Origin of the sequence: Corynebacterium kroppenstedtii DSM 44385 (assembly GCF_000023145.1) — a bacterium.
GTDB classification, from domain to species: domain Bacteria; phylum Actinomycetota; class Actinomycetes; order Mycobacteriales; family Mycobacteriaceae; genus Corynebacterium; species Corynebacterium kroppenstedtii.
In genome coordinates, this window is record NC_012704.1 from 1653273 (window position 1) to 1679049 (window position 25777).

Annotated in this window: 24 protein-coding genes and 3 tRNA genes; 12 read left to right on the forward strand and 15 right to left on the reverse strand. The window is 55.8% G+C overall.

Annotation, left to right across the window (positions count from 1 at the left end):
- Positions 1-194 precede the first annotated feature (194 nt).
- Positions 195-1130 (forward strand): sugar-binding transcriptional regulator, encoded by a 936-nt coding sequence (locus CKROP_RS06865; RefSeq protein WP_012732012.1) that lies wholly within the window; start codon positions 195-197, stop codon positions 1128-1130.
- A gap of 9 nt (positions 1131-1139) precedes the next feature.
- Here the strand turns inward: CKROP_RS06865 and CKROP_RS06870 are convergent, their stop codons facing one another.
- Both CKROP_RS06870 and CKROP_RS06875 read right to left on the reverse strand, forming a co-directional pair.
- A complete protein-coding gene (locus tag CKROP_RS06870; RefSeq protein ID WP_012732013.1) occupies positions 1140-2354 on the reverse strand; it encodes a NupC/NupG family nucleoside CNT transporter in 1215 nt (404 codons plus the stop codon).
- Between the two features lie 2 nt (positions 2355-2356).
- Positions 2357-2809: a cytidine deaminase gene (locus tag CKROP_RS06875; protein WP_012732014.1), complete on the reverse strand. Its 453-nt coding sequence runs from the start codon at positions 2807-2809 to the stop codon at positions 2357-2359.
- A gap of 223 nt (positions 2810-3032) precedes the next feature.
- Here CKROP_RS06875 and CKROP_RS06880 point away from each other — a divergent pair, with 223 nt between their 5' ends.
- Positions 3033-4328 carry a thymidine phosphorylase gene (locus CKROP_RS06880; RefSeq protein ID WP_012732015.1) on the forward strand — a complete coding sequence of 432 codons (1296 nt, stop codon included), beginning with the start codon at positions 3033-3035 and terminating at the stop codon, positions 4326-4328.
- A 66-nt stretch (positions 4329-4394) separates the two neighbouring features.
- Positions 4395-6947, forward strand: coding sequence for a deoxyribose-phosphate aldolase (gene deoC, locus CKROP_RS06885; protein WP_012732016.1), 2553 nt, complete (start codon positions 4395-4397; stop codon positions 6945-6947).
- A 191-nt stretch (positions 6948-7138) separates the two neighbouring features.
- On the opposite strand, the gene CKROP_RS06890 is transcribed toward deoC, so the two are convergent.
- Positions 7139-7211: transfer RNA gene (locus CKROP_RS06890), tRNA-Lys, on the reverse strand.
- Positions 7212-7707: 496 nt separating this feature from the next.
- Between CKROP_RS06890 and CKROP_RS06895 the strand changes: the two genes are divergently transcribed.
- Entirely contained in the window at positions 7708-8910 is a 1203-nt protein-coding gene (locus CKROP_RS06895; RefSeq protein ID WP_012732017.1) for a L,D-transpeptidase, read from the forward strand.
- Between the two features lie 157 nt (positions 8911-9067).
- Here the strand turns inward: CKROP_RS06895 and CKROP_RS06900 are convergent, their stop codons facing one another.
- Positions 9068-9994, reverse strand: a complete 927-nt coding sequence (locus CKROP_RS06900; protein ID WP_012732018.1) for a Cof-type HAD-IIB family hydrolase — start codon at positions 9992-9994, stop codon at positions 9068-9070.
- 147 nt (positions 9995-10141) lie between these two features.
- Here CKROP_RS06900 and orn point away from each other — a divergent pair, with 147 nt between their 5' ends.
- Positions 10142-10810, forward strand: coding sequence for an oligoribonuclease (gene orn / locus CKROP_RS06905; protein ID WP_012732019.1), 669 nt, complete (start codon positions 10142-10144; stop codon positions 10808-10810).
- Between the two features lie 92 nt (positions 10811-10902).
- Positions 10903-10978: transfer RNA gene (locus tag CKROP_RS06910), tRNA-His, on the forward strand.
- A gap of 136 nt (positions 10979-11114) precedes the next feature.
- Here the strand turns inward: CKROP_RS06910 and CKROP_RS06915 are convergent.
- Positions 11115-11399, reverse strand: a complete 285-nt coding sequence (locus tag CKROP_RS06915) for a DUF3618 domain-containing protein (protein ID WP_012732020.1) — start codon at positions 11397-11399, stop codon at positions 11115-11117.
- Between the two features lie 286 nt (positions 11400-11685).
- Between CKROP_RS06915 and bcp the strand changes: the two genes are divergently transcribed.
- The gene (gene bcp, locus CKROP_RS06920) at positions 11686-12213 is read left to right on the forward strand and encodes a thioredoxin-dependent thiol peroxidase (RefSeq protein ID WP_012732021.1); all 528 of its coding nucleotides are present in this window, start codon (positions 11686-11688) and stop codon (positions 12211-12213) included.
- Between the two features lie 61 nt (positions 12214-12274).
- Here the strand turns inward: bcp and CKROP_RS06925 are convergent, their stop codons facing one another.
- Positions 12275-13153 (reverse strand): glutamine amidotransferase, encoded by an 879-nt coding sequence (locus CKROP_RS06925; protein ID WP_012732022.1) that lies wholly within the window; start codon positions 13151-13153, stop codon positions 12275-12277.
- A 108-nt stretch (positions 13154-13261) separates the two neighbouring features.
- Here CKROP_RS06925 and CKROP_RS06930 point away from each other — a divergent pair, with 108 nt between their 5' ends.
- Positions 13262-14425: a DUF4272 domain-containing protein gene (locus tag CKROP_RS06930; RefSeq protein ID WP_012732023.1), complete on the forward strand. Its 1164-nt coding sequence runs from the start codon at positions 13262-13264 to the stop codon at positions 14423-14425.
- A gap of 105 nt (positions 14426-14530) precedes the next feature.
- Here the strand turns inward: CKROP_RS06930 and CKROP_RS06935 are convergent.
- A tRNA-Leu gene (locus CKROP_RS06935) sits at positions 14531-14612 on the reverse strand.
- A gap of 193 nt (positions 14613-14805) precedes the next feature.
- Between CKROP_RS06935 and CKROP_RS06940 the strand changes: the two genes are divergently transcribed.
- A complete protein-coding gene (locus tag CKROP_RS06940) occupies positions 14806-15303 on the forward strand; it encodes a hypothetical protein (RefSeq protein ID WP_012732024.1) in 498 nt (165 codons plus the stop codon).
- 153 nt (positions 15304-15456) lie between these two features.
- Positions 15457-15792, forward strand: a complete 336-nt coding sequence (locus tag CKROP_RS06945) for a DUF3817 domain-containing protein (RefSeq protein WP_041629460.1) — start codon at positions 15457-15459, stop codon at positions 15790-15792.
- A 12-nt stretch (positions 15793-15804) separates the two neighbouring features.
- Here the strand turns inward: CKROP_RS06945 and CKROP_RS06950 are convergent, their stop codons facing one another.
- The 6 genes from CKROP_RS06950 to clpS all read right to left on the reverse strand — a co-directional run bounded on the left by CKROP_RS06950 (position 15805) and on the right by clpS (position 20151).
- Positions 15805-16608 carry a non-canonical purine NTP pyrophosphatase gene (locus CKROP_RS06950; protein WP_041628866.1) on the reverse strand — a complete coding sequence of 268 codons (804 nt, stop codon included), beginning with the start codon at positions 16606-16608 and terminating at the stop codon, positions 15805-15807.
- A 69-nt stretch (positions 16609-16677) separates the two neighbouring features.
- Positions 16678-17442 carry a ribonuclease PH gene (gene rph / locus CKROP_RS06955; RefSeq protein ID WP_012732027.1) on the reverse strand — a complete coding sequence of 255 codons (765 nt, stop codon included), beginning with the start codon at positions 17440-17442 and terminating at the stop codon, positions 16678-16680.
- A gap of 35 nt (positions 17443-17477) precedes the next feature.
- Positions 17478-18248 (reverse strand): MBL fold metallo-hydrolase, encoded by a 771-nt coding sequence (locus CKROP_RS06960; RefSeq protein WP_012732028.1) that lies wholly within the window; start codon positions 18246-18248, stop codon positions 17478-17480.
- Between the two features lie 108 nt (positions 18249-18356).
- Positions 18357-19223 (reverse strand): glutamate racemase, encoded by an 867-nt coding sequence (gene murI / locus CKROP_RS06965; protein ID WP_012732029.1) that lies wholly within the window; start codon positions 19221-19223, stop codon positions 18357-18359.
- On the reverse strand, positions 19220-19777 hold the full coding sequence (locus CKROP_RS06970; RefSeq protein ID WP_012732030.1) for a DUF2017 domain-containing protein: 558 nt from the start codon (positions 19775-19777) through the stop codon (positions 19220-19222). The genes murI and CKROP_RS06970 overlap by 4 nt, the downstream gene beginning before the upstream one ends.
- 74 nt (positions 19778-19851) lie before the next feature.
- Positions 19852-20151 carry an ATP-dependent Clp protease adapter ClpS gene (gene clpS, locus CKROP_RS06975; RefSeq protein WP_041629461.1) on the reverse strand — a complete coding sequence of 100 codons (300 nt, stop codon included), beginning with the start codon at positions 20149-20151 and terminating at the stop codon, positions 19852-19854.
- 134 nt (positions 20152-20285) lie between these two features.
- Between clpS and CKROP_RS06980 the strand changes: the two genes are divergently transcribed.
- Both CKROP_RS06980 and CKROP_RS06985 read left to right on the forward strand, forming a co-directional pair.
- Positions 20286-21614 (forward strand): nicotinate phosphoribosyltransferase, encoded by a 1329-nt coding sequence (locus CKROP_RS06980; protein WP_041629462.1) that lies wholly within the window; start codon positions 20286-20288, stop codon positions 21612-21614.
- Between the two features lie 18 nt (positions 21615-21632).
- Positions 21633-23639, forward strand: a complete 2007-nt coding sequence (locus CKROP_RS06985) for an ATP-dependent DNA helicase (protein WP_012732032.1) — start codon at positions 21633-21635, stop codon at positions 23637-23639.
- On the opposite strand, the gene CKROP_RS06990 is transcribed toward CKROP_RS06985, so the two are convergent.
- Positions 23629-24432 carry an aminoacyl-tRNA hydrolase gene (locus CKROP_RS06990; RefSeq protein ID WP_052292385.1) on the reverse strand — a complete coding sequence of 268 codons (804 nt, stop codon included), beginning with the start codon at positions 24430-24432 and terminating at the stop codon, positions 23629-23631. The two genes, CKROP_RS06985 and CKROP_RS06990, sit on opposite strands and share 11 nt — an antisense overlap.
- Entirely contained in the window at positions 24425-25696 is a 1272-nt protein-coding gene (serB, locus tag CKROP_RS06995) for a phosphoserine phosphatase SerB (RefSeq protein ID WP_012732034.1), read from the reverse strand. The genes CKROP_RS06990 and serB overlap by 8 nt, the downstream gene beginning before the upstream one ends.
- Between the last annotated feature and the right edge of the window lie 81 nt (positions 25697-25777).

A 25777-nucleotide genomic window follows, 5' to 3' on the forward strand; every position in this document is an offset into this window, starting at 1 on the left:
GCAGATCTGCACTAAGCTGCCCTAACGATTGGGTTGGATGAGTAAGCCACGCCCGGAAGGCTGTTCACTGCGAATACCCGGCGATCACCGTAAACCGGGCTGTATCAGGCAAAATGGCTGTATCAGGCAAAATAAAGTCAAGTTAAATAAAGCATGCGTACAAGCACTCAGCATTAACTGATTGAGGTTCAACTGTGGACAGTCGTGATGAGCAATCCCTACGCGCGGCAAAAATGTACTACCGCGACAACCTTAGCCAAGCAGAAGTTGCCCTGGCTTTAGGTATTTCGCGACCAACAACATCCAAGCTCATTCAGCATGCCCACGACCGCGGCTTCGTAACCATCACTATTCGCGATCCCCGGGAAGCGTCGTCCACCACCGCAACGGCACTAGCGACAAAATATGGCTTAACATCTGTGCGGCTCGCACAACCGGTATCGCAGACCACCGACGATATCGTCGATGCCCTCGGTCATGTCGGTGCGCAAGCCCTCCGTTCTTTTGTCGTCGATGGGTCCAGTGTCGGTGTGTCGTGGGGGCGAACAATGTATTCCATCGCCCAGCATCTCACTGAAAAAAACGTTCACGACGTGACGATCGTTCAGCTGAAAGGCGGAATGTCATATACAGACCGGAAAACGAACGATATCGAAACGATCACGTTGTTTTGTAAAGCCTTTCACGCATATGCCCACACTCTTCCCCTGCCCGTCATTTTTGATAACGCCGAAACAAAAGAACTTGTAGAAAAAGACCGGTTTATCGCCAATGTTCTCGAGCAAGGGAGAAAAACTGACATCGCCGTTTTTACAGTGGGGTCAGCGGGAGAAAACAGTCTGGCCCTTAACCTTGGCAGCGTTACTCCCTCCGAGCGCACACAGCTTCGTCAACGGACGGTGGGTGATATTTGCTCACGGTTTTTCGACGCGAATGCATCCGTCGCGGTGCAATCAGTGGACGAACGCACTGTCGGAATAACCATGGAAGATTTAGCGCAGCGCCCGGTCCGACTTCTCGTCGCGGGCGGATTACACAAAGTGCGCGCCTTGAAAGTTGCGCTGAAAGCGGGGATGGCAACGCACTTAGTCACTGATCAAGCGTGCGCAGAACGCTTACTTGAGGAATGATTGCCGACCCTAACTTGCGACGACGCCCACAATTGCAGCGTTAATCATATTGACGCAGAAACCTGCAAGAAGAGCAAACATTCCGAATTTGGCTATCTCACCACGACGCTCTGGCGCTAATCCACCCATCGATCCCATTTGGATTGCAATCGAAGAGAAGTTGGCAAACCCAGCCAACGCGAAGGTTGAGATCATGACAGCTTTGTCGGAGAGTTCATCAACGTGCTTACCGAACGAGGTGTAGCCCACGAACTCGTTGAGCACCGTCTTTTGCCCGATAAAGTTACCGACGTCAACGGCATCGTGCCATGGAACGCCGATAGCCCAAGCAAATGGGGCAAGCGCCCAACCGAATATTCCTTCCAGGCTCCATTCGGAATGGCCGAACCAGCTACCGATTCCTCCGATAATCGCTGACAAGAAAGCGATGACCGCGATAAAGGCGATCAGGAGGCATCCGACAGTGACAGCAATGCGTCCACCATTCATAGCACCGCGGCCAAGAGCATCAATGACGTTCTTTGATTCTTCATCGCGGACATCCCGGACGGTCGCGTCCAATTGGCTCTCTTCCGTTTCCGGGAAGAATGCCTTGGCCATGAGTAGCGAGCCGGGAGCATTCATAACGCTTGCCGCCAAGAGGTATGGAAGTGGAGCCCCCAAAAGGGAGTAGCCAATCAAGGTGGACCCTGCGACGGAGGCAAAACCGCCGGTCATACAGGTGAATAATTCGGATTTCGTCAGCTTTTTGATATACGGCTGAATGAGGAGGGGCGCTTCACTCTGCCCCAAGAAAATAACGGTTGCAGCAAAGACCGATTCAACCTTGGACGTCCCCATGAGTTTTCCGAGGGCACCGCCGACGTATTCAACAACAATTTGAATGACGCGGAGATAGTACAGAACACCGATGATCGCACCGAGGAAGATAATGACTGGGAGAACATTGAGTGCAAAGACGAACCCGATTTTGTCCCCAAACAAGGGACCAAAAACGAATTCTGTTCCTTTGTCGGTATAACCGATGAGCTGGTCGATGCCCTCAGCCAACCACTTGAGAGCGTGATATCCGGGCCCCCACTTCAGGACCAACAGAGCCAGGATGACTTGGAGGGCAAGGCCGGTGCCCAGGGTCCGCCAGTTAATTTTGGATCGGTGTTTAGATAACGCAACGCCGAGAGCAAGGATAATGGCAATACCAATTAGCCCTTGGGATCTTTCCATGATTACCCCTCCAGGTCTTCAGGGCCGAAGGAAAATGGGAGAATTGATTCAAAGGGTAATACAAATGGGCGCGATTCCTTCTCCACAATGACACGAGAACAACCGAATTCCCTCAAAACCTGCCGGCACGCACCACAGGGCCAACACGGTTCGGCTTTGAGACCAACAATGGCAACTGTGTCGATACGGGGAACATCTCCACTTTCCGCAATCATGCGAAAGGATGCTGTTCGTTCCGCGCAGTTCGTTAAACCATAGCTGGTGTTTTCTATGTTGCACCCAGTGATGGTCTTCCCCTCCGTGGTGCGAATAGCAGCACCGACGGGGAACTCACTGTATGGCACGTATGCACCTTTGGCAGCGTCACGCGCCTGTTCTAGCAGTGTGATATCCGCTGCAGCATCAGAAAATTCACCCCGAGAACTGCCGACGTCGGAAGCGTTCTTTTCAATCATGATGTGTCCTCACGATCAAGGAGCCACGAAGGGTGGCGTCGTCAAGTAAGCCTGCGAACATATGTGAAAAAAGATATTGACATACGTTCCGACTGTTATGATAATTGAGATCACAACGGGGAAACAAGAGTTGGTTACGTCACACTTTAAGCCTTATGACGCATCCCCACTCCCGCCTCACAGGTGACCTCACGGTACACCGGAACACTGATTGGAGTACTACATGGCTGAGCATTTCGATGCCGTCGACGTTATCCGCACCAAAAGAGATAAGGGGGAGCTTTCCGAAGGTCAGATAGATTGGGTTATCGACGCGTACACCCGCGGAGTCGTCGCTGATGAACAAATGTCTGCTCTCGCAATGGCTATCTTCCTCAATGGGATGAACCGGCGAGAGATCGCGCAATGGACTCAGGCGATGATTAATTCCGGTGAGACGATGTCCTTTAGCTCACTGTCGCGTCCAACAGCGGATAAGCACTCGACAGGCGGCGTGGGTGACAAAATCACCCTCCCCCTCGCTCCACTGGTGGCATCGTTTGGAGTATCGGTTCCGCAGCTCTCCGGACGAGGGCTCGGCCACACTGGCGGCACGCTGGACAAATTGGAATCAATCCCGGGCTGGCAGGCGAATCTGTCTAACGATCGCATGATGCAGATGCTCGAAGACCCCGGATGCGTCATCTGTGCCGCCGGCTCAGGGCTCGCACCAGCGGATAAAAAGCTCTATGCACTGCGCGACATCACCAGCACTGTGGACTGCATCCCCCTGATCGCAAGTTCAATCATGAGCAAAAAGATCGCGGAGGGCACGGGCGCGCTCGTTCTCGATGTAAAAGTTGGTTCAGGAGCTTTCATGAAAACTCTTGACGACGCGCGCGAACTGGCTCAAACAATGGTGAACCTGGGAACCGACGCCGGGGTCAAAACCGTCGCACTGCTCACAGATATGTCCACGCCACTGGGGAAGACTGTCGGAAATGCCCTCGAGGTCAGGGAATCGCTGGACGTTCTCGCTGGTGGAGGGCCCGCCGACGTTGTCGAGCTAACCTGCGAATTAGCCCGTGAAATGCTCAATTTGGCCGGAGTTCACGACGCTGACGTTGAAGAAGCTTTGAAGAATGGCCGTGCAATGGACACCTGGAAGTCCATGATCCGCGCCCAGGGCGGCGATCCCGATGCCCCACTGCCCACCGCGAAACACACAGAAACTGTGTACGCGGATGCAGATGGCGTGATCACCGAACTCGACGCTCTTGCCATCGGTGTGGCTAGCTGGCGATTGGGCGCCGGGCGTGCACGCAAAGAAGATCCAGTTCAGGCTGGCGCTGGGATTGAAATCTTGGTGGACCGCGGCCAAAAGGTCACGAAAGGCACCCCCTTGTTCACGCTTCATTCTGACGACACGGACCGATTCGAACGCGCTCTGGAATCACTCAACCAAGGCTGGAGTATTGCTCCTATCGACGAGAGCGTTCCTACACCACGTCAGTCCGTCGTTATCGAAAAAATCAACTAGCCCCGGCCGTTGTTCAGTGCCCGCAAACGGCATTGAACAACTTTTGTTCAATTCTTAGGAGAAACTGTGCCTACTACGCCAGACAGTCTTTCATCTGGTACGAACACACCCTCGCGCGACGAGGTCGCCTCCATCGTCGACCACACTCTTCTCAAACCTGAATCAACGCATCACAACGTCGACGAGCTTATCCACGAGGCTATTGAACTCGAGACGTATTCCATCTGTGTCTCCCCGTCGATGCTTCCCATCACCGTTCCCGACGAACTCCATGTGGCAGCGGTTTGTGGCTTTCCTTCCGGAGCCCACGCCAGTGAGATCAAAGCCGAAGAAGCCCGCCTGGCAGTTAACAATGGCGCAGATGAAATCGACATGGTCATCAACCTGGCGGCAGCAGCCGAAGGCGACTGGGCCACCGTCGAAAAGGACATTCGTGCGGTTCGGGATGCCGTTCCCTCGCCCACTGTTCTTAAAGTCATCCTAGAAACTGCTCTTCTTTCCGACGACGCTATTGTTGCCGCATGTAACGCTGCGAAAAATGCAGGCGCGGATTTCGTCAAGACGTCGACGGGTTTCCACCCGAGTGGTGGTGCGAGCGCTCACGCCATTCGCCTCATGCGCGAGACCGTCGGGCCTGACATGGGAGTTAAGGCGTCTGGCGGAATTCGAACAGCAGAAAAAGCACTGGAGATGATTGCTGCGGGGGCAAACCGCCTAGGGCTTTCTGGAACACGAGCCGTTCTGGATGGCCTCGCAGACTCCTCTGAAAGTGACGACTCTACACGTGACGATATCCTCGCCCGCGCGGAAAAATGGGCTGACAACGATGTTGATTCCACAGACGCTGAAACGATCCGTGAGCTCATCAAAACACGGAACATCGACGAATTAGCCGCACGCTTCTCTGGACCACTGCAATTCGGAACTGCTGGTTTACGTGGAGAAATCGGCGCCGGGGAATCACGGATGAACCGGTCCGTCGTCATCAAAGCCACTGCAGGACTCGTATCGTATTTAACCGAATCCATCGGATCCGCGCCCGTCGTCGTTATTGGCCATGATGCTCGCCACGGTTCGGCAGAATTCGCTACCGATGCGGCTGAGGTTATTAATGCTGCAGGGGGCCATGCGCTACGTTTACCGAGCCATTTTCCTACCCCGTTACTCGCGTTCGCGGTTCGGCATTTGAAGGCTGATGCCGGCATTATGGTCACCGCTTCTCACAATCCACCGCGGGATAATGGATACAAGGTCTATCTAGGTGGACGCATGACCGATCAGTGGGGCAACGGTGTACAAATCGTTCCCCCAGACGACAGCAATATTGCTAACGCAATCGCACAAACGGGCCTGGCGAAGGATATCCCGCGTTCGTCAGAAGGCATTACCTTCCTTGGCGAGGAAGTACGAGAAGCCTACCTCGAAGCTATCGAGACAGAAACCGAACCATTCCGCACGGCGGAAACCGCCAGCAAGGGCGATGACTCCCCCACATCCAACGAATCCCACAGTTCGTTCCACAGTGATATTTCCATCACCCTCACTGCAATGCATGGCGTTGGGGCCGAAACCGCCACAAAAGCGCTCAACAAAGCAGGGTTCACCAATATCACCCTCGTCAAGGAACAAGCCGAACCAGATCCGGACTTCCCCACCGTCTCATTCCCCAATCCGGAAGAGAAGGGAGCCCTGGATCTCGCTCTCAGCAACGCTCAACGTAGCCATGCTGACGTCGTGATAGCTCTGGACCCCGACGCTGATCGGTGCTCCGTCGCCATTCCTACAAAGACCAGCGACGCCACTGGGAGCGATGGACCATCGACGGAACCGACATATCGCCAACTGACTGGTGACCAAATCGGTGGTCTGCTCGGTGATTTCGTCGCACGTACAAAGTTGCGTCCGGTTCACCAGAGTTCAGGCTCGGATGCAGACGCAGCCTCAGGGGATACTACCGCTGAGACGTCGGATTCAGTCTTTGCCAACTCCATCGTCTCGTCTCGGCTACTGGGAGCTATTGCAAGAAAATACGGCCTCAATTACGGCCCTACCTTGACGGGCTTCAAATGGATCGGGCGTACCCCGGACTTGGCGTTCGGTTACGAAGAAGCGATTGGCTACTGCACCTATCCGAATATTGTCAGGGACAAAGATGGGGTGTCGGCAGCCGTTACCGTCGCTTACCTCGTCGATTCTCTCCATCGAGAAGGCAAAACGGTAGACGATCGTCTCACAGAGATTGCTCGCGACAACGGCGTCTACGCCACAACTCAGGCCGCGTTCCGGGTTGAGAACCGCCAACGAATCGTCGATGGCATGTCCAAGCTAAGGACAACCCCGCCGGCTGAATTTGCGGGATCGCCCATCACGGAATCCGCGGACCTCGCGAACGGTTACCACGGTTTACCGGGAACAGATGGTGTCCTGTTCCTCACGGAGGACAACACACGCGTCATCTGTCGGCCTTCCGGGACTGAGCCCAAGCTCAAGTGTTATCTCGAGGTAGTCTTACCCGTCGATGCGGACGCGACCGCAACTGAAATCATGGCAGTACAGACTAAAGCTCAGGCAAAGCTCGAGCAGGTCCGGGCAGAAATAACCGTAGCGACCGGGTTCTAAGCACCCGCCTGAATGAAGGCCTTTGTGGGTTTCCGGTACCCACTGACAATAGGTTTCGCACCGATTGTTTAATCAATCGGTGCAATCCTGTGCATGTCGTATAACCCTATAACCCGGATATTTTTTGGAGACTTTTGGCTATAAAGAATCCCCAGTTAGAGGCTTAAACGCTGTTCTAGCTGGGGCTTTAGTGCGCCATCAGGGACTCGAACCCCGAACCCGCTGATTAAGAGTCAGCTGCTCTGCCAGTTGAGCTAATGGCGCAGAAAACAACGATCACCTTGGTGATAAACATCGCATTGTTGCAATACAAGAACCGGGTAAATCCGCGGTGTTGCAACGAGAAAAAACTATAGCAACCTCTCTCGAAACCAACAAATGTCCAGCTCACTAGGATATAAAACGACACCGAACAATCGTCGGCAACAAAATTCATACCGGCTATGTAGCCCGTCTCGCTCGTGGGAAACTCAACAGACCGATCAATCATGAGCCCCACCCAGAGTGTTTGAGCAACCACATTGAATTCCACACAAAGCGTTATGGAGTCGTTCAAGGATTGTTCCCAAGTTGTTACCGCGCAAACACCCCGATCCTTCACAACGTCGCTTAAAGTTCTCTAGTACGATAAGAATCAACTTTATGGACACATCACTGAAGGCGAGTGATCCAGAAGGTGTAACGCGAGGACCCCTCGCTGATATATCGTGTATGAACGGCTGCACACACGCAGCGAATGACGAATGTGTAAGGGTGGAAAATGCCACAACGTAGGTTCATGCGTAGCAAGCACGCACGCATGATCATTTCCGCTTTGGTGGTCACCGGAGTGATGGGAGTATCGGGCTGCACACTCCAAAAGGTTGAAAGCGGAAGTACGTCCAACAGAGCGAAAACCTCTGAGATGAAAGAGGACGCCAAGCCTGTTGCCAGTGTCTCCGACGGCGATACCGATGTTTCGGTCATTGATCCCGTCACCGTTAAGGCTGGCAGTAAGCTATCTGACGTCTCACTCACCTCTTCGGATGGGACAGAAGTTAAAGGTCAATCAGAAAACGACGGAAAGTCGTGGAAAACTGACGAGGACCTCGGCTACGGCAAGACCTATACCTTGACCGCCACGGCCAAAGACAAGAAGCTTAATTCGACGTTCACGACGGTGTCTCCAACCTATCCAATGTCGCCAACCGTCACCCCTGGTGATGGCATGAAGGTCGGCGTTGGACAGCCCTTGAGTATCGACTTCGGCGACTACGTCACCAACAAGAAGAAGATCGAAGACAACGTTGAAGTCACCACAGAACCCCACGTCGACGGGTCCTTCTATTGGGTAAACGAACGTCTCCTGCGTTGGCGCCCCAAGGATTACTGGCAGCCAGGCACAAAGGTCACCGTCAAAACCAAGCTCTACGGTAAAGACCTCGGGGAAGGCTCCTATGTCAACGACGATGTCAGCTCCAGCTTCACGATCGGTGATCAGATTATTGCCACTGCCGACGACAACACCAAAGAAATGGTTGTCAAGAAGAACGGCGAAGTCGTGAAGACGATGCCCATCTCCATGGGGTCGGCTTCCTACCCCACTCCGAACGGCGTGTACTTCTTGGGAGACCACAACCCCTCCATGATCATGGACTCCTCGACGTTCGGTCTGCCGACCACCGCGGCCGGCGGATACCGCAGCACGGTGAACTACGCGACCCAGATGTCGTTCTCCGGCATCTACGTCCACTCGGCACCGTGGTCGATCGCGCAACAGGGAAATACGAATGTTTCCCACGGTTGCTTGAACGTCAGCCCCGAGAACGCGAAGTGGTTCCTCGAGAACACCACCATTGGTGACATCGTCGAGGTAAAGAACACGCAAGGTGGACAGCTTTCTGGCACCGATGGACTCGGCGACTGGAACATTCCTTACGACAAGATCGTGGAAAGCGGTAAGAACGGGACAGTAGTCCAGTAATTACCCAGTGCCCTTCACCCTAAAGATGGCCGACAGCTACGCCCCCTAGCTGCCGGCCATCATTGCATTCGTAGGCCGTTCGGACAGCGCCGTGCACAGACACAGCCCTCACGGGGAGGGCATGCCCACCCACGAGACGCATTCACCCACGGGCGAACTAGTGCGCCCCAGAGGTGCCGTCGAAAAGATGACGAAGGACTTGAACAACCCCCGCCTCCGTATTAGCCGGAGCCCAATAATTAGCTTCCTCCATGATCGTGGGATGCGCATTCTCCATTGCGAACGAGTACTGCCCCTCGGCAATCATTTCGCGATCATTGAGATAATCACCAAACACTGCAGTCTGCTCGCGAGTAACCCCCAGAGCCTCTTGTAACCGACGCAGCGCCACTCCCTTATTCACGCTGCTATCCATAACATCGATCCAATGTTGCCCGGACACTACCGGACGATAACGTTCATCGAGCGACCCAAAGATGCTTCCAACCGCGGCCTCGGCATCGTCGAAATCGTAAATAGCGAATTTGAGGAAATCATCCTCAACATCGGCGACATCGGGGACGACGTCTAACGATGCGTAGTATTTACGCGCTTCGGCCAGAAAAGCATCGTCGTCCCTGTCGACATACGCACCGTCTGCAGCGCACATGACCAGACCCAGGTTTCGCCCGTCATTTACTCCCCGGCGGACAGCATGGATAACTTCGTGGGCAATCGCTTCTGGAATAACGCTCTGCCACACTCTCTCACCCGAATGGATGACAAGGTTCCCGTTTTCAGCGATGAAGTCGTTCGTCCGCGGCAGAGACACCTCTCCGTGGGACCCTTCGACGTCTTCCACGTCGTCCACGCCTGTCGCACCACTATCGGCCGGCTGAAACATCGTGGTCAACGTCGCTAATTGACGCCCACTAGCTGGCACAAACGTGACATTGTGCTCGGTTAACAGCCTATAAACCTCCCAAAATTCCTCGGGAAGGCGCGAATCGCCATCCAACAAGGTGCCATCCATATCGCACACAATGAGGCGAATATCGAGCTCACGGGGATCTATATCCCTCCACATAATTCCGCGACGCTGCATAATCCACAGCTTACGGAAAGGCTATGTCGCCGTGTCACCGCGGCCCACATCATCGGGCGGACTTTGTCACTGAGGCGAACTACACTGACAGCCGGGAAGAAACCACATCAACTAACGACGAGCAGTACACGTAGGAGAGCAGCAATAATGACAGAATCCAACAAATCAAACACCACCAAACCAGCAGCACACAAACCTGAGGACTCGAAGCTGGACCGCATTGTATGGATCGACTGCGAGATGACCGGCCTTGATCCGAGCACACACGTCCTTGTAGAAATCGCCGCCATCGTTACCGACGCAAACCTCAATATCCTTGACGAGGGCCTCGATATTGTCATTCACGCCACTGATGACGAGCTGGCGAAGATGGACGATTTTGTTACCCAGATGCACACCAAGAACGGCCTCACTGATGAAATCCGCAAGTCCACTGTCTCCGTGGGTGAGGCAGAAAACGAGGTTCTCGATTACGTCAAGAAGTGGGTCAACGCGCCACGGACAGCGCCGCTAGCCGGTAACTCCATCGCTAGTGACCGGAAGTTCATTGCGGCTTACATGCCGAAGCTGGACGAGTTTTTGCACTACCGCATGATTGACGTCAGCTCCATTAAAGAACTCGCCCACCGCTGGTACCCCAAGGTGTATCAGAACCAGCCCAAGAAGGGACTGGCCCACAGAGCATTAGCCGACATCAAAGAGTCGATCAGAGAACTGGACTACTACCGCCGGGCAGTCTTCATCACAGATGATCAGGGGACCGACGAACGAATCACATCAGCCGCAGATGAGGCCTCTCGACGGTACCCGATTTAGCAGTTCAGGGCGTGATTTGGGAATTGCCCACCATCTGTTCTAGTATTTACAGCGCTGCGCAGCGTTCTTGCGAGAACAGCGTCGCAGCAATGGTGACTGTAGTTCAGCTGGTAGAGCACCAGGTTGTGATCCTGGGTGTCGCGGGTTCGAGCCCCGTCAGTCACCCCAACTAGTCCCTCCAGTACTTCGGTGTTGGGGGGACTTCCGCCATTCCGACGCCACTCTTAAATAAGAATCTCGCTGCTCTTCATAACAAAACCGCACTCCATGAAGAAGTGCGGTTAGTGCGAATCTGCTAAAAGGGCTAATTGCTCCGGTGAGCCGACAGGAGCTTCTGGATTTCCTTAATCTCCTTGGACTGCTTCCTCTTGCTCCGCATTGTCAGCAGAACCACACCAGCCACGGCGACGCCGATACCGATGAGAACCTTTTGAACCTTCGGGTCCTGAATAAGCGACGTTGCCTTCTCTTTGGCGTCGTCGGCAATCGCATTCGGGTTGGCCCGATCTGCGAGCTCATCGAGGGTGCTGGCTAATTGGTTACGAGTACGTTCAAGATCACTCTGGATTGCATCAATGCTGCGAGCCACAGGGTCTCCTTAATCCGGTCACGGATGCTAGTCCCACGGGCATTACATAGCCCACGAAATAGCACTTTTCTGCTCTTACTCTACGGTAATGGACAACCACAATGCACGACTAACCAGGGTGCGCCGACACCGAAATTTCGCAAAACAGAAAACTGCTCGTTCGCCCGTCGAGACCAAGACGAAGCCTCCGAGAAAAGCCCCCCATGCTGCATCCAGTCGGGGTGCACGCCCTCCCCCATGAGATGGATCGGCCCCGCGCATTCACTTCCAGGTACCCTCAAAAGCTATGAGTGGTTCAAAGTCACATACACAGCCATCGGCCGAGCAGAACTCGTCGGCACCCCGTCGGCTAGAGAAAGGCGATCCTGCCCCGCAGTTTTCGTTGACCTCAGACGCGCAAACGCAGGTGTCGCTGTCGGATTATTCGGGCAAGAAAGTGCTGGTCTACTTCTATCCCCGCGCGAACACACCCGGATGCACTAAGGAAGCATGCGATTTCCGCGACAATCTGTCTGTGCTTGCCGACGCGGGAATTGACGTCGTCGGTATTTCCCCCGATTCTCCAGAGAAGCTCACGAAATTCAAGGAGAAGTACGAGCTTCCCTTCCCCTTGCTCTCGGATCCCGACAAAGAAGTTATGAAAGCATGGGGCGCGTTCGGGGAGAAGAAGAATTACGGCAAACTTATCCACGGTGTCATCCGCTCCACCTTCGTCGTCGGTGAGGATCAGACCATTGAATTGGCCAAGTACAACGTCCGAGCTACCGGCCATGTTGTGCGCATCCTCAAAGATCTCGGCCTGAGCGGTAAATAGTTTGTGACGGTATCCGTCCCAAGTGCCTTATCCTACGAGTATCGTTATCTCTCGAGCCCCACTACTCCACGAGCCCGGCGCGGCGAAGCCATTTAGTCATCATTACCGTCGAAGCGCTCCTCAGGGCTGGTCCTTTGTTAGCCGCGTCGCTCCGTAGAGACACAATGTCAACACCATGAGCGCGCAGGTCGCTCGTGTGCCTGATCAACCACTTTTCGACGGAAGACGAGTCGAATTCCGGGTGGAATTGGAGCCCCAGCGCCCAGGTGCCAATGGCGAAGGCCTGATTGGGATATCCAGGCGTATTGGCGAGGTTTACTGCGCCCGGAGGCGTCGAAAAGCAATCGCCGTGCCAGTGGAGGACGTCGACGCCCGCAAGCGTTTTCATGGGCGACTGAGCGCCATCCTCGGTGACGTTGAGGGGCGAAAACCCGATCTCCATGGCGCCGGGTGAACCGCCTAATCCACTCCCCGCGGGGTTAACCGCGCCTCCCGCAGCTAGCGCCATTAGTTGAGCGCCCAGGCAGATTCCGATGATCGGCGACTCCTGCGACATCCGTCGCTTGATCGCGCTTTCTTCGTCGGCAAGAAATGGGTACAGCTCTTTATCGTGAACACCGATGGGGCCACCAAGAACAATCAGTAAAGCTGCATTCATGACCCGGTTTTCATCAAGAGGATCGGCACCCATGTCGACATAAGCAACGCGAAAGCCCAGTTGAGAGAAGGTTTCTTCCCAAGTTCCCAGGTCCTCAAACGCTAAATGTCGAAAAACGAGAACCTCGCGTCGTGATGCACCCTGACTGGGGTTATCGTGACCTGACTGTAATTGTTCCGAACCTTTATGTATTTTATGACCCTGTAACGGATCTTTCTGAGGATCGGCGCTGGTACATTTGCCGGGCTGTGGATGAGAGTTCTGGGCGGAGGCCGTATTCATGTGCTTATTCTAACCGCGAAACGCTCTACTCTGGAGTGCTTAGCGTGACATATGCACACGTGACGGATCCACTTAATAGATGAAGAACGCGAATCGGAGATTATGATAATGGAAATTAATGCCTACTCCACTCTCACGGAATACAGTGAGCCACGGGTGGCATCTAGCCCTGTACAAAGCCAGGGTTTGCCCCATATCAATCCCACTAATTCTTCATCTGATTATCCGGCTAGCTTCGAAAGCTCGGAGACCACCGAATCCCCCTCGGCCACATCAGAGGGGCAGGATTCGAGCGATGCCACAGAAAATCAAAAGCAGTCGAGCACTCTCGATTATGAAGCGCTAAATACTTTTAGCGCTCACATTCACGAGCTCTATGAATACATTTTTTCTCGTTTTAATGTCAGTGCGGGAAGTGGACAATTCCCTCAGGAAGCTTTAGATCTTCTGGAACACTTACGGTCGACGCAATGGCATTACAGTTTCGAAGCCAATGCATCTGATCCGTCTACTTATCGTCAGCTTTTGCAGTGGTCGGCTCAAAACAACGCCGTGCTCCTCATGGAAGACGGGATGTTTATTGACCCCGCCGGACAACCGTTGCTTCCCACGCCCAGTGTCACGACTTTAGGCCACCCGCCCATCATTGATTCTGCGCAGAAGCGGTTTACTACGATCCAGCACCAGATTCGCGACAATATCGGCGTCGATATTCCCGACACGTTCACGCCTGTGCGCGCTCCGGAAGAACTCGCGATTAAACCTGCGGAAGATATTCAGCTGCGCGCTATTGCCCTGTGCATGGTTGCGGATTACGCGGATTCCGTTCTACGCGGCGATCCGATTGATCCCGCACTTATGGAGGAAACATCCCCGGAAGGCTTTGCCGCACGAACTAAAGAAGAGAAGAAGCTTTTCGAGACCGCGGATCCGGGGCTTGCAGAAAAGCTGTCCTGGCGAAGTGAAGCCGTCGGGGCACTGACCTGGGCACTCGGTAGGTATGAACTGCCCTCGGCTTTCACCGGGGAACCAACCGACGGTGCAGAAGCATTCCCCACTGCCTTGGACATGGATGAGACCCCGACTGTCCGCGATATCGACGAACTGCTCGACGCACAACAGACGTACCGGAGCCTCATGGCGGCCGCCCGGCGCGGAATGGTCAGGGGCACGAACTTTGACCCCAACAGCGGCATTGAGCGTCTATGGGCCCTCAACTGGCTGCTCGACGGACACACCTTGGAGTGGGACACCACCGACGTATCGGTGTAGCGGTCGCGGTCGAGCGTGCGTCGGCCGTCGTGAGATTCACGACCTGGAACACCCCGTTCTGAAAACTAAAATACCCCTCACCTGCGCAAACAGGGAGGGGTTTCGTGCGCTTGGGGGGACTTGAACCCCCACGTCAAAAGACACTGGAACCTAAATCCAGCGCGTCTGCCAATTCCGCCACAAGCGCAAAACACATGAACATCCGAACCAATCAACCACAGCACCACACGGCACACCAGCTGTTTGAGAATTCGGAGATACGGGCCGACTAAATGACCCGAACATGCGCGACGTAATAATAGCTGACAGCACCAGCCAATGGAAACCTCCAGTACAAACACCACTCACACCCTGGCACAGCAACGGGTAGACTGTGGCACGTGAGTACAGAGGACAAAGCCGACCGCGTGCACGGGGACGATGCCCTGACCAGTGCAGACGGAGGACAGCAAGAGGTGCAGCCTCAGCACACGATGCCGTCCGTTCGGGTTCGCATTGTTCAAATCATTTTTCTCATCGCAGCAGTGGCCGCAACCTTATTCCTAGCCCACTGGCAATGGGACCGGTACACGTCGGACTCGGGTACCGCGCAGAATCTTGGCTATGTTTTGCAATGGCCGGCAATTGGAGCCTTTTTCATTATCGCGTATCGTAAGTATCTTCAGTACGAACGTGAACTCGCGGAAGGTAATGCCGAACCCGGCGCGAGGCGTGAAACCTCACGTTCTCGCCGTAAAGAGTCATCGCGCAAAGGAGCGACGGACACACCCTCCCGCGAGAACGATGCTCCTATGCGGGAGATACCTGAGGACTTCTTGCCTCAGCGATCCCGCCCCCAGCCTGAGCAAACCCCGGAGAACCCCAGAAAAACTCATTAAACGTAGGCACGCAGGAATTCCACTATGACTAACAACACCCCTGTGAATGACGCACAGTCGACTGGTGCGCCCAATAACGATGCACGCCAAGCCGATACACATCCATCCGACGCGAATCGCGCACCCAATCAACGGCGACGCGACACACCGCGGATCAATCCCGCTCGGCAGGCGCGAGTCGCTTCCGCACTTAAACGCTACTCAGTGGCCGCCTACGTCACAGGTGTGTGGCTACTTCTCCTCTGCGTGGAGATGGTTTTCGACCACCTGATTCTTGATAATCCCCCCGACTGGTTCATGTATATCGGCATGGCCCACGGTTTTTTCTTCATGGTATACCTCATCATGACGCTGGACCTCGGAACGAAAGCGCGGTGGAAGCCCATCAAATGGCTCACCACATGCTTAGCGGGAACCATCCCCTTCCTCTCCTTCGTGGTGGAGGCACGTCGTCGGCACGAAGTCCAGAAGGCATTCAACCTCTCGTAGCACCGCCAGCGCCTACATATCCCCTATTGATCGCAAAATCGGCACCAGCTGGGCCAAGGCGCGCCCTCGGTGTGATTGGGCATCCTTCTCTTCAGCAGATAGTTCGGCAGAGGTTCGCGGCGCAACACGCGGGCGTCGGTTCTTCCCCGAGTGATCTGACTGATTAACACCTTCGCCATCCTCATCACCCGCATCCCTCGGGGAATGTTGAATCTGGGCGCGGGTGTCTTCCTCCTCGGGAACAAAAATCGGATCGTAACCGAAGCCATTAGTGCCCCGAGGCTCGCGAATAATACGGCCCCGCCACTGGCCGCGAACAACGAATTCGCCAGGTTCAGCAGGAGCCGAGAGAGAAACACCCTCACTGAACTTTTGTAGCGAAGGAACCGTCAGGCCTGCCGCCTTCGCCCGAGGCATCAGGCTCTCCGGAATAACTAAGGCGCATACCGAAACGAACGCAGCCCCACGTCGTTCATCGGGGACATCATTCATCTGTCCCAAAACCAGGTTCGTGTTGGCATCATCATCGCCATGCTTACCTGACCACCGAGCCGAGAGCACCCCGGGCATGCCATTGAGCTCGTCGATAGCCAAGCCGGAATCGTCGGCAATCGATACCAAATTAGTGTGCTTGGCAGCTTCTCTAGCCTTCAACAGGGCATTATCACCGAACGTCCGGCCGGTCTCTGGGGCCTCAGGATACTCAACGACATCTTTCAAGCTGAGCAACTCAATCCCAGCAACATGCCGCATATCCAGAACCCTTTGGAGCTCCCTCAGTTTCTTAGCATTCCGACTGGCAACAAGGACCTGCACATTTCCTCCTCGTCCTGGGTTAAGCACTCGTCCTTTAGCAAGCACCCATCCTCTGTTACGCGTTCTTCGTTAAGCGTTCTTCCGGTTCGGCAAACGTTTCGGATACGGCTTCGACAGAGCTTCCTTCTGAGCACGAATCAGCTCTGAACATCCCTTTTCCGCCGCATCCATAAACTGCATCAACTGCTCACGAGAAAATGTGCTGTGTTCACCCGTACCCTGGATCTCCACGAACTCGCCCGATTCCGTCATCACGACGTTCATGTCGACCTCCGCGCGAGAATCCTCTTCATACGGCAGGTCCAGGCACACATGCCCGTCGATAAGACCGACGGACACTGCAGCAACAGGAGGAAGCAAGGCATTCTGAGACACCAGGCCCTCCGCTTCCAGGTATGTCAACGCATCGGCAAGAGCAACATAGGCACCGGTAATAGAGGCAGTACGCGTACCACCATCTGCCTGGAGGACATCGCAATCCAACGCAATGGTGTTTTCACCCAACGCCTTCAGGTCAATAGCAGCTCGAAGCGAACGCCCCACCAGACGGGAAATCTCATGCGTCCGCCCCTTAACCTTCCCCCGCATTGACTCGCGCGGCATCCGCTCCGCCGTCGCCGAGGGAAGCATCGAATACTCGGCCGTTAACCACCCTTCACCGCTGTCCTTTTTAAAACGAGGCACACGGTCCTCCACCGAGGCAGTACACATCACACGTGTGTTCCCGAATTCCACTAAGACAGACCCAGCGGGATTCGTCGTAAAGCCACGAACAATACGGACAGGACGCATTTCATCAAGGGCACGGCCATCAGCGCGTACAAAATCACTCATGGTCCCCACCCTACCGGTCGCCCCGGACACGACCGCTAAAACTCGTACGTCTTCTTGGGGGTCGCTACATCGATCTCACCCGAAAAATGGTCCTGAGCAGCGCCAACAGTGGCCAACGCATCAATCCATGGAGGGATGTGAGTCAAAATCAACCGCTCCACACCAGCTCGCGTTGCCGTCTTGGCCGCCTCCGGGCCACTCATATGCATGTCAGGTGCAGCATTCTCCGACGACACTCCCCATGACGCCTCACACAAGAGCGTGTGCGCACCCTTGGCCAAGTCCACCAGCTGATCGCAGTAGGCGGTGTCCGCAGAAAACACCAAGGTGTGGCCGGTTCCCCGCTCAACCGCCCGCAGCGCGTACGTCTCCGTCGGGTGAATGACGCGCACCGGCGTGAAATCAAAAGCCCCCACCGACTGAACAACACCCTCGCGCCAACTATGGATGACGAAGCTATCGGAGAAATCGTCCACGTCACCTGGTGCGTCGGCACTGGCTAAGCCCAAATGCTTAGCAGAGAAATCCGGGCCGACGAAGGTATGTTTGGACTTCGCTGCTAATTGGGGATGGAACCGACGCCACACCAGCAGCGACGGAAAGTCTAGGCAGTGGTCAGCATGCAGGTGGGTAAAGACGATATGCGCTCGACCAGGGTCGGTGACCTGCGGGAGAACCCCCATCGCCCCGGGCCCCAGATCCATGATGACAGGATCCGACCCATCGTCCGGCGTCAACAAATAACTCGATGCCGGAGACTGCGGACCAGCGAGGCTTCCTGAAGAACCGATAATCGTCAACCGCATGTGTTTATAGTGCCAGACCAGCGCACATCATGGCGATTAAAGCTGCAATTTTGCGCGCTTTTGTCTCGATCATCACTCCATCATCTGGCTGAGATGAAGATCACGGATCTACATATCCGTAAGGCCCTCAACGTGGCTCACTTGGGTAATCGACGGGCCCAAGAAACGCCTGGCCAGCCTGGCAAACCGATGGGGATCACCGGTCGACTCAAAGGTCCGAACAGGTTCAGGACCCGCATAGTCATTCACGACGTTGGCATCCACCACATCCAACGACTCCGCCTCAGGGTTAGCGTCGTTAAACAAATCCTCCTGATAAAGGACCCGCGGAACCTCCTTGCCCTCCTCCTCGGAGCTGCTCACCAGGGTCACGTTATCCCCCATCACCAGCTGAATCACCCCTGTGAGCAGCGGATAATGAGTACACCCCAGCACCACAGTGTCGACGCCGACATCCTGCAACGGCTCCAAATACGCCTCCGCTAAGCCCATAATCTGCCGGCCCGTCGTGATGCCACGCTCGACGAAGGGCACGAATTGCGGGCAATCGACGGCATGGACCTCGATGTTCGGATCCAGATTCGCGATGCATCGCTGGTACGCTCCCGACGCGATCGTTCCCGTCGTTCCGATCACTCCGACGCGGCCATTGCGCGTTGCCGCGACCGCGCGTCGCGACGCCGGCTCGATCACCCCCACGACGGGGACGTCGTAGAGCTCCCGCGCTTTATCCAAGAACACCGACGCGGCCGTATTGCACGCGATCACGATCATTTTGGCGCCGCGGGCGACGAGGTCGTCGGCAATCGCCGTCGAATACCGGATGATATCTTCGCGGGGCTTGGGTCCATACGGGGCGTGCGCGGTATCTCCGACATACATGATCGACTCGGTCGGGGCTTGGTCCACAATGGTCCGCGCAACAGTTAACCCGCCTACCCCGGAATCAAAAACTCCAATGGGGCTATTTTTCATGAGCGCCACGCTTCAAGTAAGGACTCCTGGCACACCGCCAGCCATTCGACGAAATTCCGATCAAACCCTGCGTCGGGGCCAGCTTCAGGCAAATGCCCCTCGTCGTCAATAAAGGCTGCAGCCTTATAGATGCGGATGTCGTTCAGCCCAGCTAACCAGCGTGGAACGTCGTCAAAGGTCAACGACACATTGACCGACCCATCGGGGCCTAAAGCGTCGACAATATAACGAAGATTCGTAAGCTTCTGGGAAATAATTTCCGGTTCGTGAAGCTGACGGAGCATCCCATTGTCGCCCTCAAACTCTTCGGCCTCCGACGTTTCAAAGTCGGGAAGCAAGCGCGCCAAGCCCGGGTCCTCCGGTTTTTCGGAGTGGCCCGAACTGATCCCCGTCACCTCCTCGAGCACATCCTTGGGAGCGCTCCGCTGGCGTTCAATTAATGCATTGCACAAGTCTGCCGCCGCGTCACCCAGAAGTTCCCGCTCCATGGGCTCAAAGGTCGTGTTTATTGTCCTCTTCTTCAGCAACCCTTTACGGGGTTTCCACGGCTCCACAGCTTATCCCTCACGTGATTCGTCGGTACGTCATACGAAGCGAGTACAACTACAAGCAGCTTACCGCCCTAGCTTTAGCCCTCAGAACGCTGCATGGTGGCCCATAAACCCGCAGTCTGCAGCTTCTTGACATCGACTTCTACCTTATCGCGCTCCCCCGACGACACGACCGCCTTGCCCTCCGTATGCACTTTCATCATCAGCTCCGTCGCTCTAGCACGCCCATAGCCCAGCACAGTTTCAAACACATAGGTGACATAACTCATCAGATTGACGGGGTCATCCCACACGATGCACAGCCATGGGAGATCAGGTTCTGTCATCGTCTGTGTGTCTGTTTCGGGGGTAGCTAAGGGAGCTGCGGCAGGACTCATGGTGTCCACTTTAGCCAGAAACCATGCCGACTCACAGGAACCCAGCGAACCGTGCCGACGCCTCGCACGGCGACCGAGGAGGCGGGTTATCCATTCATATACGTTTGTCCCCGGCACCCACTATCATGATCGCCATGAACGCTTCCCACCCCCAGGACACCACTCGACGCTCCAGCGCACTACTCACCGACAAATACGAACTCACGATGCTCGACGCAGCCATTAAAGATGGCACAGCGGACCGACAAGTGAGTTTCGAAGTTTTCGCCCGACGGTTCCCCGGACAACGTCGGTACGGAGTTGTTGCAGGTACCGACCGAGTTTTACGCACTGTCCGCGATTTCGTCTTTACCGACGAACAACTCGAATACCTCGACTTCCTTAGCGACGAAACAATTGAGTACCTACGCAATTACCGTTTCTCAGGCCATATCGACGGATACTCCGAAGGCGAACTCTACTTCCCATACTCCCCCATTTTGACGGTCCGCGGAACATTCGCTGAGTGCGTAGTGCTGGAAACAGTGATTCTCTCCATCATGAACGCCGATTCGGCCGTCGCAACGGCAGCAGCGCGAATGGTTACCGCCGCTGAGGGTCGGCCCATCATGGAGATGGGATCCCGACGCACCCACGAATATGCCGCGGTCACCGCCACCCGCGCCGCCTACCTCGCAGGCTTCTCCTCCACCAGTAACTTGGAGGCCGCGTACCGCTACAACATCCCCTCAGCGGGAACGGCAGCGCACGCATGGACTTTGGCGCACACCACCGACAACGGAGCCCATGAGGACGAAGCATTCCGTACGCAGATCGACACCCTCGGCATAGGAACGACGCTTCTCGTCGACACGTACGACATTGCCGCTGGCGTGCGCACCGCCATCGATGTCGCCGGCACTGACCTAGGCGGCATCAGGATCGACTCTGGCGAACTAGGCGTTTTAGCACGTCAGGTCCGCGACCAGTTGGATTCCTTAGGAGCAACGAACACGAAGATTGTCGTGTCCTCCGACCTCGACGAATTCGCAATTGCTGCGCTGCGTTCCGAGCCCGTCGACGCGTACGGCGTCGGCACGTCTGTGGTGACCGGTTCTGGGCACCCCACCGCCGAAATGGTGTACAAGCTCGTTGAGGTCGACGGACTGCCCGTGGCGAAACGCTCAAGCCACAAGATCTCGCACGGCGGCACCAAGCGTGCCTACCGCGCCGTCCGAGAATCTGGAACCGCGGTTGAGGAAGTTATCACGCACTTCGACGACGACGCCCCGAAACTGTACAACGGCCTGCATGCGCGCCCGTTGACTGTGGCCCTGATGCGCGATGGAGAAATAACAGGCAATCTCCCCTCGCTCGAGGCGTGCCGCGAGTACCTCTCTCAAGCGCTCATCACGTTGCCATGGGAAGGCCTCGCCCTGTCCGCCGATGAACCTGCTATTTCCACCCGGTTCGTCGGGTTCTAGGCGGCTCACCGGAAACATATGGGTTCGAAGACTCGTCAAACCGATGCTCAACCGAGCAATGATAATGAAAAGTACGACGCAGAGCGCTTGCTCGACACCGTCGTTACCGCGATGGGAGGTGCCCGGCGTGATGGCCAATCGCGGATGACCTCCTCCATCCAAAAAGCGATCAGGATGGAGAAGCATCTGGCGGTGCAGGCTGGTACCGGAACTGGGAAGTCGATGGCTTATCTTATTCCGGCGATCGCGCATGCTGTCGAAACGGATACCACGATCGTCGTGTCGACAGCGACGATTGCGCTACAGCGTCAGCTGATTTCCCGGGATCTTCCCCGTATCGCAGAGGCATTGAAACCCACGTTGGGCAAGATCGATTTCGCGATCCTCAAGGGACGGTCTAATTACCTGTGCCTGAATAAGCTCGGCGTCGAGGATGACAGTGAGAGTCCGCTGATTGATCCCGGCCAGATTTCGCGCGTCGGACGGCAGGTAAAGGAATTACACGAGTGGGCATCCGACACTGACGACGGCGACCGCGACAGCTTGGAGAGCAGCGTTTCCGACCTGGCGTGGAAGCAGGTCAGTGTGACCGCGAATGAGTGTATCGGTGCGTCGCGATGCCCGCACGGCGAGGAGTGTTTCGCGGAGCGTGCGCGCGATAAAACGCGTGATGCGCACGTTATCGTCACGAACCACGCTTTGCTGGCCATCGATGCATTGTCCGAGGGGCACATCCTGCCTGAGCATGACATTGTTATTGTCGACGAGGCGCATGAGCTGGACGGGCGTATCACGTCGGTGGCAACGCAGGAGCTGGCAGCACCGGGTATGAGGGCGACGGCGCGTCGCGTCGCCAAGTTTGATGACGAGGCGTCATCGTCGCTGATGAATAGCATCGATGATTGGCAGTCGTACATCGACGCTGTGGTGGATGATGGGCGTTGGAAACCGTTTCCGGATGGTGCTGCCGGCAATGTGGAGGATTTGCGGAAACACATCAATACTGCGTTTACAGCGGTGCATAGTGTGTCCGCCGATTCGTTGTCGAATGATCCGGAGAAGGCGGCGGAGCGGCAGGCGGTGCTTTCGGCCCTGGATGAGCTGCAGCATACCTGCACGCGGGTCCTTTCGTATGGTAATCAGCTCGAGCAGCAAGGTCGGAGTACGTCCCTGGAACCGGACGATGTGGTGTGGAAAGAGAATGGTGAGAACGGCAGAGTGATGGTGGCGCCACTCTCGGTTGCACCGCTACTGAGCAAGAATCTTTTCGACGCCAATACCGTGATTCTGACATCGGCGACGCTGGCCCTGGGTGGGAAGTTCGATGCCTTGGCGGCGCAGTGGGGTTTGCGTAAAAACACGTACACCACGCTGGACGTGGGGACGCCTTTTGATGCGCGACGCTCGGGGATCCTTTATGTAGCGGACCACTTACCTCCTCCCGGCCGGGACGGCATGTCGGAGCAGGCTATTGAGGAAATGCACACTCTCATTACCGCTGCTGGTGGGAGGACATTGGGCTTGTTTTCGTCCCGACGCGCCGCCGACGCCGCCGCACATGCGATGCGGGAAGTCCTGCCTTTCGACATTTATTGCCAAGGCGAGGATTCGATAGGCGCGCTGGTCACGTCTTTTTCCAACAACGAGAACTCGGTGCTGTTCGGCACGTTGTCGTTATGGCAGGGCGTCGATGTCCCCGGGCCATCGTTATCTTTGGTTATTATCGACCGGCTTCCGTTTCCCCGTCCCGACGATCCGCTCTTAAAAGCTCGTTCCGACGCGGCCAACGCGGCGGGACGCAATGGTTTCATGGAAGTCTCAGCAGCGCACGCAGCGCTTCTTATGGCGCAGGGATCAGGGCGACTGCTGAGGTCCGTGAATGATCGTGGTGTCGTCGCTGTTCTCGATCCCAGGCTCGCAACCAAACGCTATGGTTCGTTTATCGCAGCGTCTATGCCGGACCTGTGGCGCACGACCTCGCTCGAACAAACGCGGGATGCCCTCAAACGGCTTGTCAAGAAATAGGCGCGTCAGGATCAAATGCGACCGCGGTTCTGCTACCTGGGGCTACTTCGGTGAAACCAGCGTCGACCACCTCGACGTAGTGGCCAGCCCCATAGCGACGGGCAGCCGCCTCTAACTCGCTACCCGATACCTCGACGATGGTGAACCGCGGTTCATGGAGCCACCGTTCAACGGTCGGGAATGAAGCATGAGCAGCCCATAACATCGCTGCATGGCCCACTTGAGCTGCAGCTTTTCCGACTGACATCTCCAAGTCCTCATTTAATGCGATGGTTGGGTGCACGGGATCGCTACCACCTATGCGCCCAGTCTGCTCGGCGTCCTCGCGCGGAAGATCAGTACCGGAAATCTGCAGTTTTCCAATTCTCGGATCAACATCGCGGACCGGGCCGGGAAGAAATGCACGCGCAGATGACTCCCCAATCGTGACCGTGACTCCCGGAATGCTCTGCACTTTCGACCACTGCCCCGACGTCCGCGCACGTCGCGCAATTTTCCGGATTCGTGCTCCGTACCACCGAGATAGCGATTCTCGCCATGCCCCGTCGCTTCCAACACGGGAGTCGAGGCACACGAGTGCCGACGCTAACGCCGCGGCTTCCAACAGGTCTCGGCGACGGGGCGACGATGATTTCGGCATGTTCAGCACGATTGGCATCGCTTGAACAGTGTTGGGATCACGGGGGTCCTCCCCATCGGGCTGGTTGACGCCATCACCGAGAACCGACGCTAAGAGCGAATGTGCGTTTCTGACGCCGGCTGCGGATTCCATGTGGCCATCGTCATCAGTCATGATTTAACTCCTGAGACGTTGTTCCTTCGGCGTCAGTTTCTTTGGCATCAGAAGCGGCATCAACATCGTCGCGGTCAATACCCAAAATGCTCAACACTTCGTCAAGGAACGGGAAGTTCACGGACGCGTCGGCTACCTCTTGCAACGCTTTCTTAGCGTTAAAGGCGATGCCGAGCCCCGCCGCGGACAACATGTCGATGTCATTTGCGCCGTCCCCCACAGCCACGGTCTGATACATCGCTAGTCCCGAGGTCGCGGCGAATTCCTTGAGGTATCGCGCCTTAGCTTCCCGGCCCACAATGTCGCCGACGACTTTTCCGGTCAGCTTGCCGTCGACGATCTCCAAGGTGTTGGCCCGGACGAAATCGATATCGAGGTCATCAATCAACGGTTGGATAACCTGGATAAACCCTCCTGAGACGACCGCGGTGTGGTATCCCATTCGTTTGAGGGTCCGGATCGTCGTTCGCGCCCCAGGTGTAAGGACAATATTTTTCGCGACGTCCTCAATAACCGCGCTGTCTAAACCGCGCAGAGTAGCGACGCGCTCCCGTAATGATTCTTCAAAGTCGATTTCTCCCCGCATCGCCCGGGCCGTTACTTCTGCTACTTCTTGCTCTCTGCCGGCAAGGGCTGCCAGCATTTCGATCACCTCACCCCGAATCAATGTCGAATCGCAATCGAAGCAGATGAGACGCTTGGACCGCCGAGCCAAGCCGGCGCGCTCAATAGCAATGTCGACACCGATGCGGGTGCTGAGCTCAGCTAAAGCTTTGCGTAGCGCAATACTGCCGCCGGGCCGGGGATCCCGCACCGAAACCTTAAGCTCCACACCGGTGACCGGATAATCAGAAATGCCCCGGTAGGTATCAATGTTTGTCCCGTAATCAGCGAGAACTTGCCCGATCTGTGAGATGTGTTCCGCAGTAACTGGATTACCTAAAACGACGACGGCATGGCTGGAATATGGGCGTGACGGTACAGCCTGGTCGTCAAATTCGATCTCGACGGTGCAGTCGTAGGTGGCTAGCGTTTCGACAAGATCGTCACGTAGACGACCGATTTTGTGAGGTGGGCATCCGACGAGCGCGGCCAGGGACAAGTGGCCACGGAAGATGGACTGTTCGATGTCGAGCAGTTGACTGCCATGTGCGGCGAGGACACGGAACAGCGCCGCACTGACACCCGGGCGATCGGGGCCAGAGGCGATAACGACGGCGGGGCGGAAGCCGTCAATGAGATTAATGGAGAGCTTGGGGGCCATGGTGTATTTCAGTTGCTCCTAGGCGTGGTTGGCGAGGTGGGCAGGTGGGCGGTTCACAAGGCCTTGTAATCGTGCCTGAGT

Coding starts and splice junctions, on each gene's coding strand:
- CKROP_RS06875 (WP_012732014.1), bottom strand. CDS start 2,809: ATGATTGAAAAGAACGCTTCCGACGTCGGCAGTTCTCGGGGTGAATTT.
- serB (WP_012732034.1), bottom strand. CDS start 25,696: ATGGCCCCCAAGCTCTCCATTAATCTCATTGACGGCTTCCGCCCCGCC.
- murI (WP_012732029.1), bottom strand. CDS start 19,223: ATGAAAAATAGCCCCATTGGAGTTTTTGATTCCGGGGTAGGCGGGTTA.
- CKROP_RS06930 (WP_012732023.1), top strand. CDS start 13,262: ATGGAAATTAATGCCTACTCCACTCTCACGGAATACAGTGAGCCACGG.
- bcp (WP_012732021.1), top strand. CDS start 11,686: ATGAGTGGTTCAAAGTCACATACACAGCCATCGGCCGAGCAGAACTCG.
- CKROP_RS06985 (WP_012732032.1), top strand. CDS start 21,633: ATGGGTTCGAAGACTCGTCAAACCGATGCTCAACCGAGCAATGATAAT.
- CKROP_RS06895 (WP_012732017.1), top strand. CDS start 7,708: ATGCCACAACGTAGGTTCATGCGTAGCAAGCACGCACGCATGATCATT.
- CKROP_RS06880 (WP_012732015.1), top strand. CDS start 3,033: ATGGCTGAGCATTTCGATGCCGTCGACGTTATCCGCACCAAAAGAGAT.
- CKROP_RS06900 (WP_012732018.1), bottom strand. CDS start 9,994: ATGCAGCGTCGCGGAATTATGTGGAGGGATATAGATCCCCGTGAGCTC.
- orn (WP_012732019.1), top strand. CDS start 10,142: ATGACAGAATCCAACAAATCAAACACCACCAAACCAGCAGCACACAAA.
- rph (WP_012732027.1), bottom strand. CDS start 17,442: ATGAGTGATTTTGTACGCGCTGATGGCCGTGCCCTTGATGAAATGCGT.
- CKROP_RS06925 (WP_012732022.1), bottom strand. CDS start 13,153: ATGAATACGGCCTCCGCCCAGAACTCTCATCCACAGCCCGGCAAATGT.
- CKROP_RS06870 (WP_012732013.1), bottom strand. CDS start 2,354: ATGGAAAGATCCCAAGGGCTAATTGGTATTGCCATTATCCTTGCTCTC.
- CKROP_RS06980 (WP_041629462.1), top strand. CDS start 20,286: ATGAACGCTTCCCACCCCCAGGACACCACTCGACGCTCCAGCGCACTA.
- CKROP_RS06960 (WP_012732028.1), bottom strand. CDS start 18,248: ATGCGGTTGACGATTATCGGTTCTTCAGGAAGCCTCGCTGGTCCGCAG.
- CKROP_RS06990 (WP_052292385.1), bottom strand. CDS start 24,432: ATGACTGATGACGATGGCCACATGGAATCCGCAGCCGGCGTCAGAAAC.
- clpS (WP_041629461.1), bottom strand. CDS start 20,151: ATGAGTCCTGCCGCAGCTCCCTTAGCTACCCCCGAAACAGACACACAG.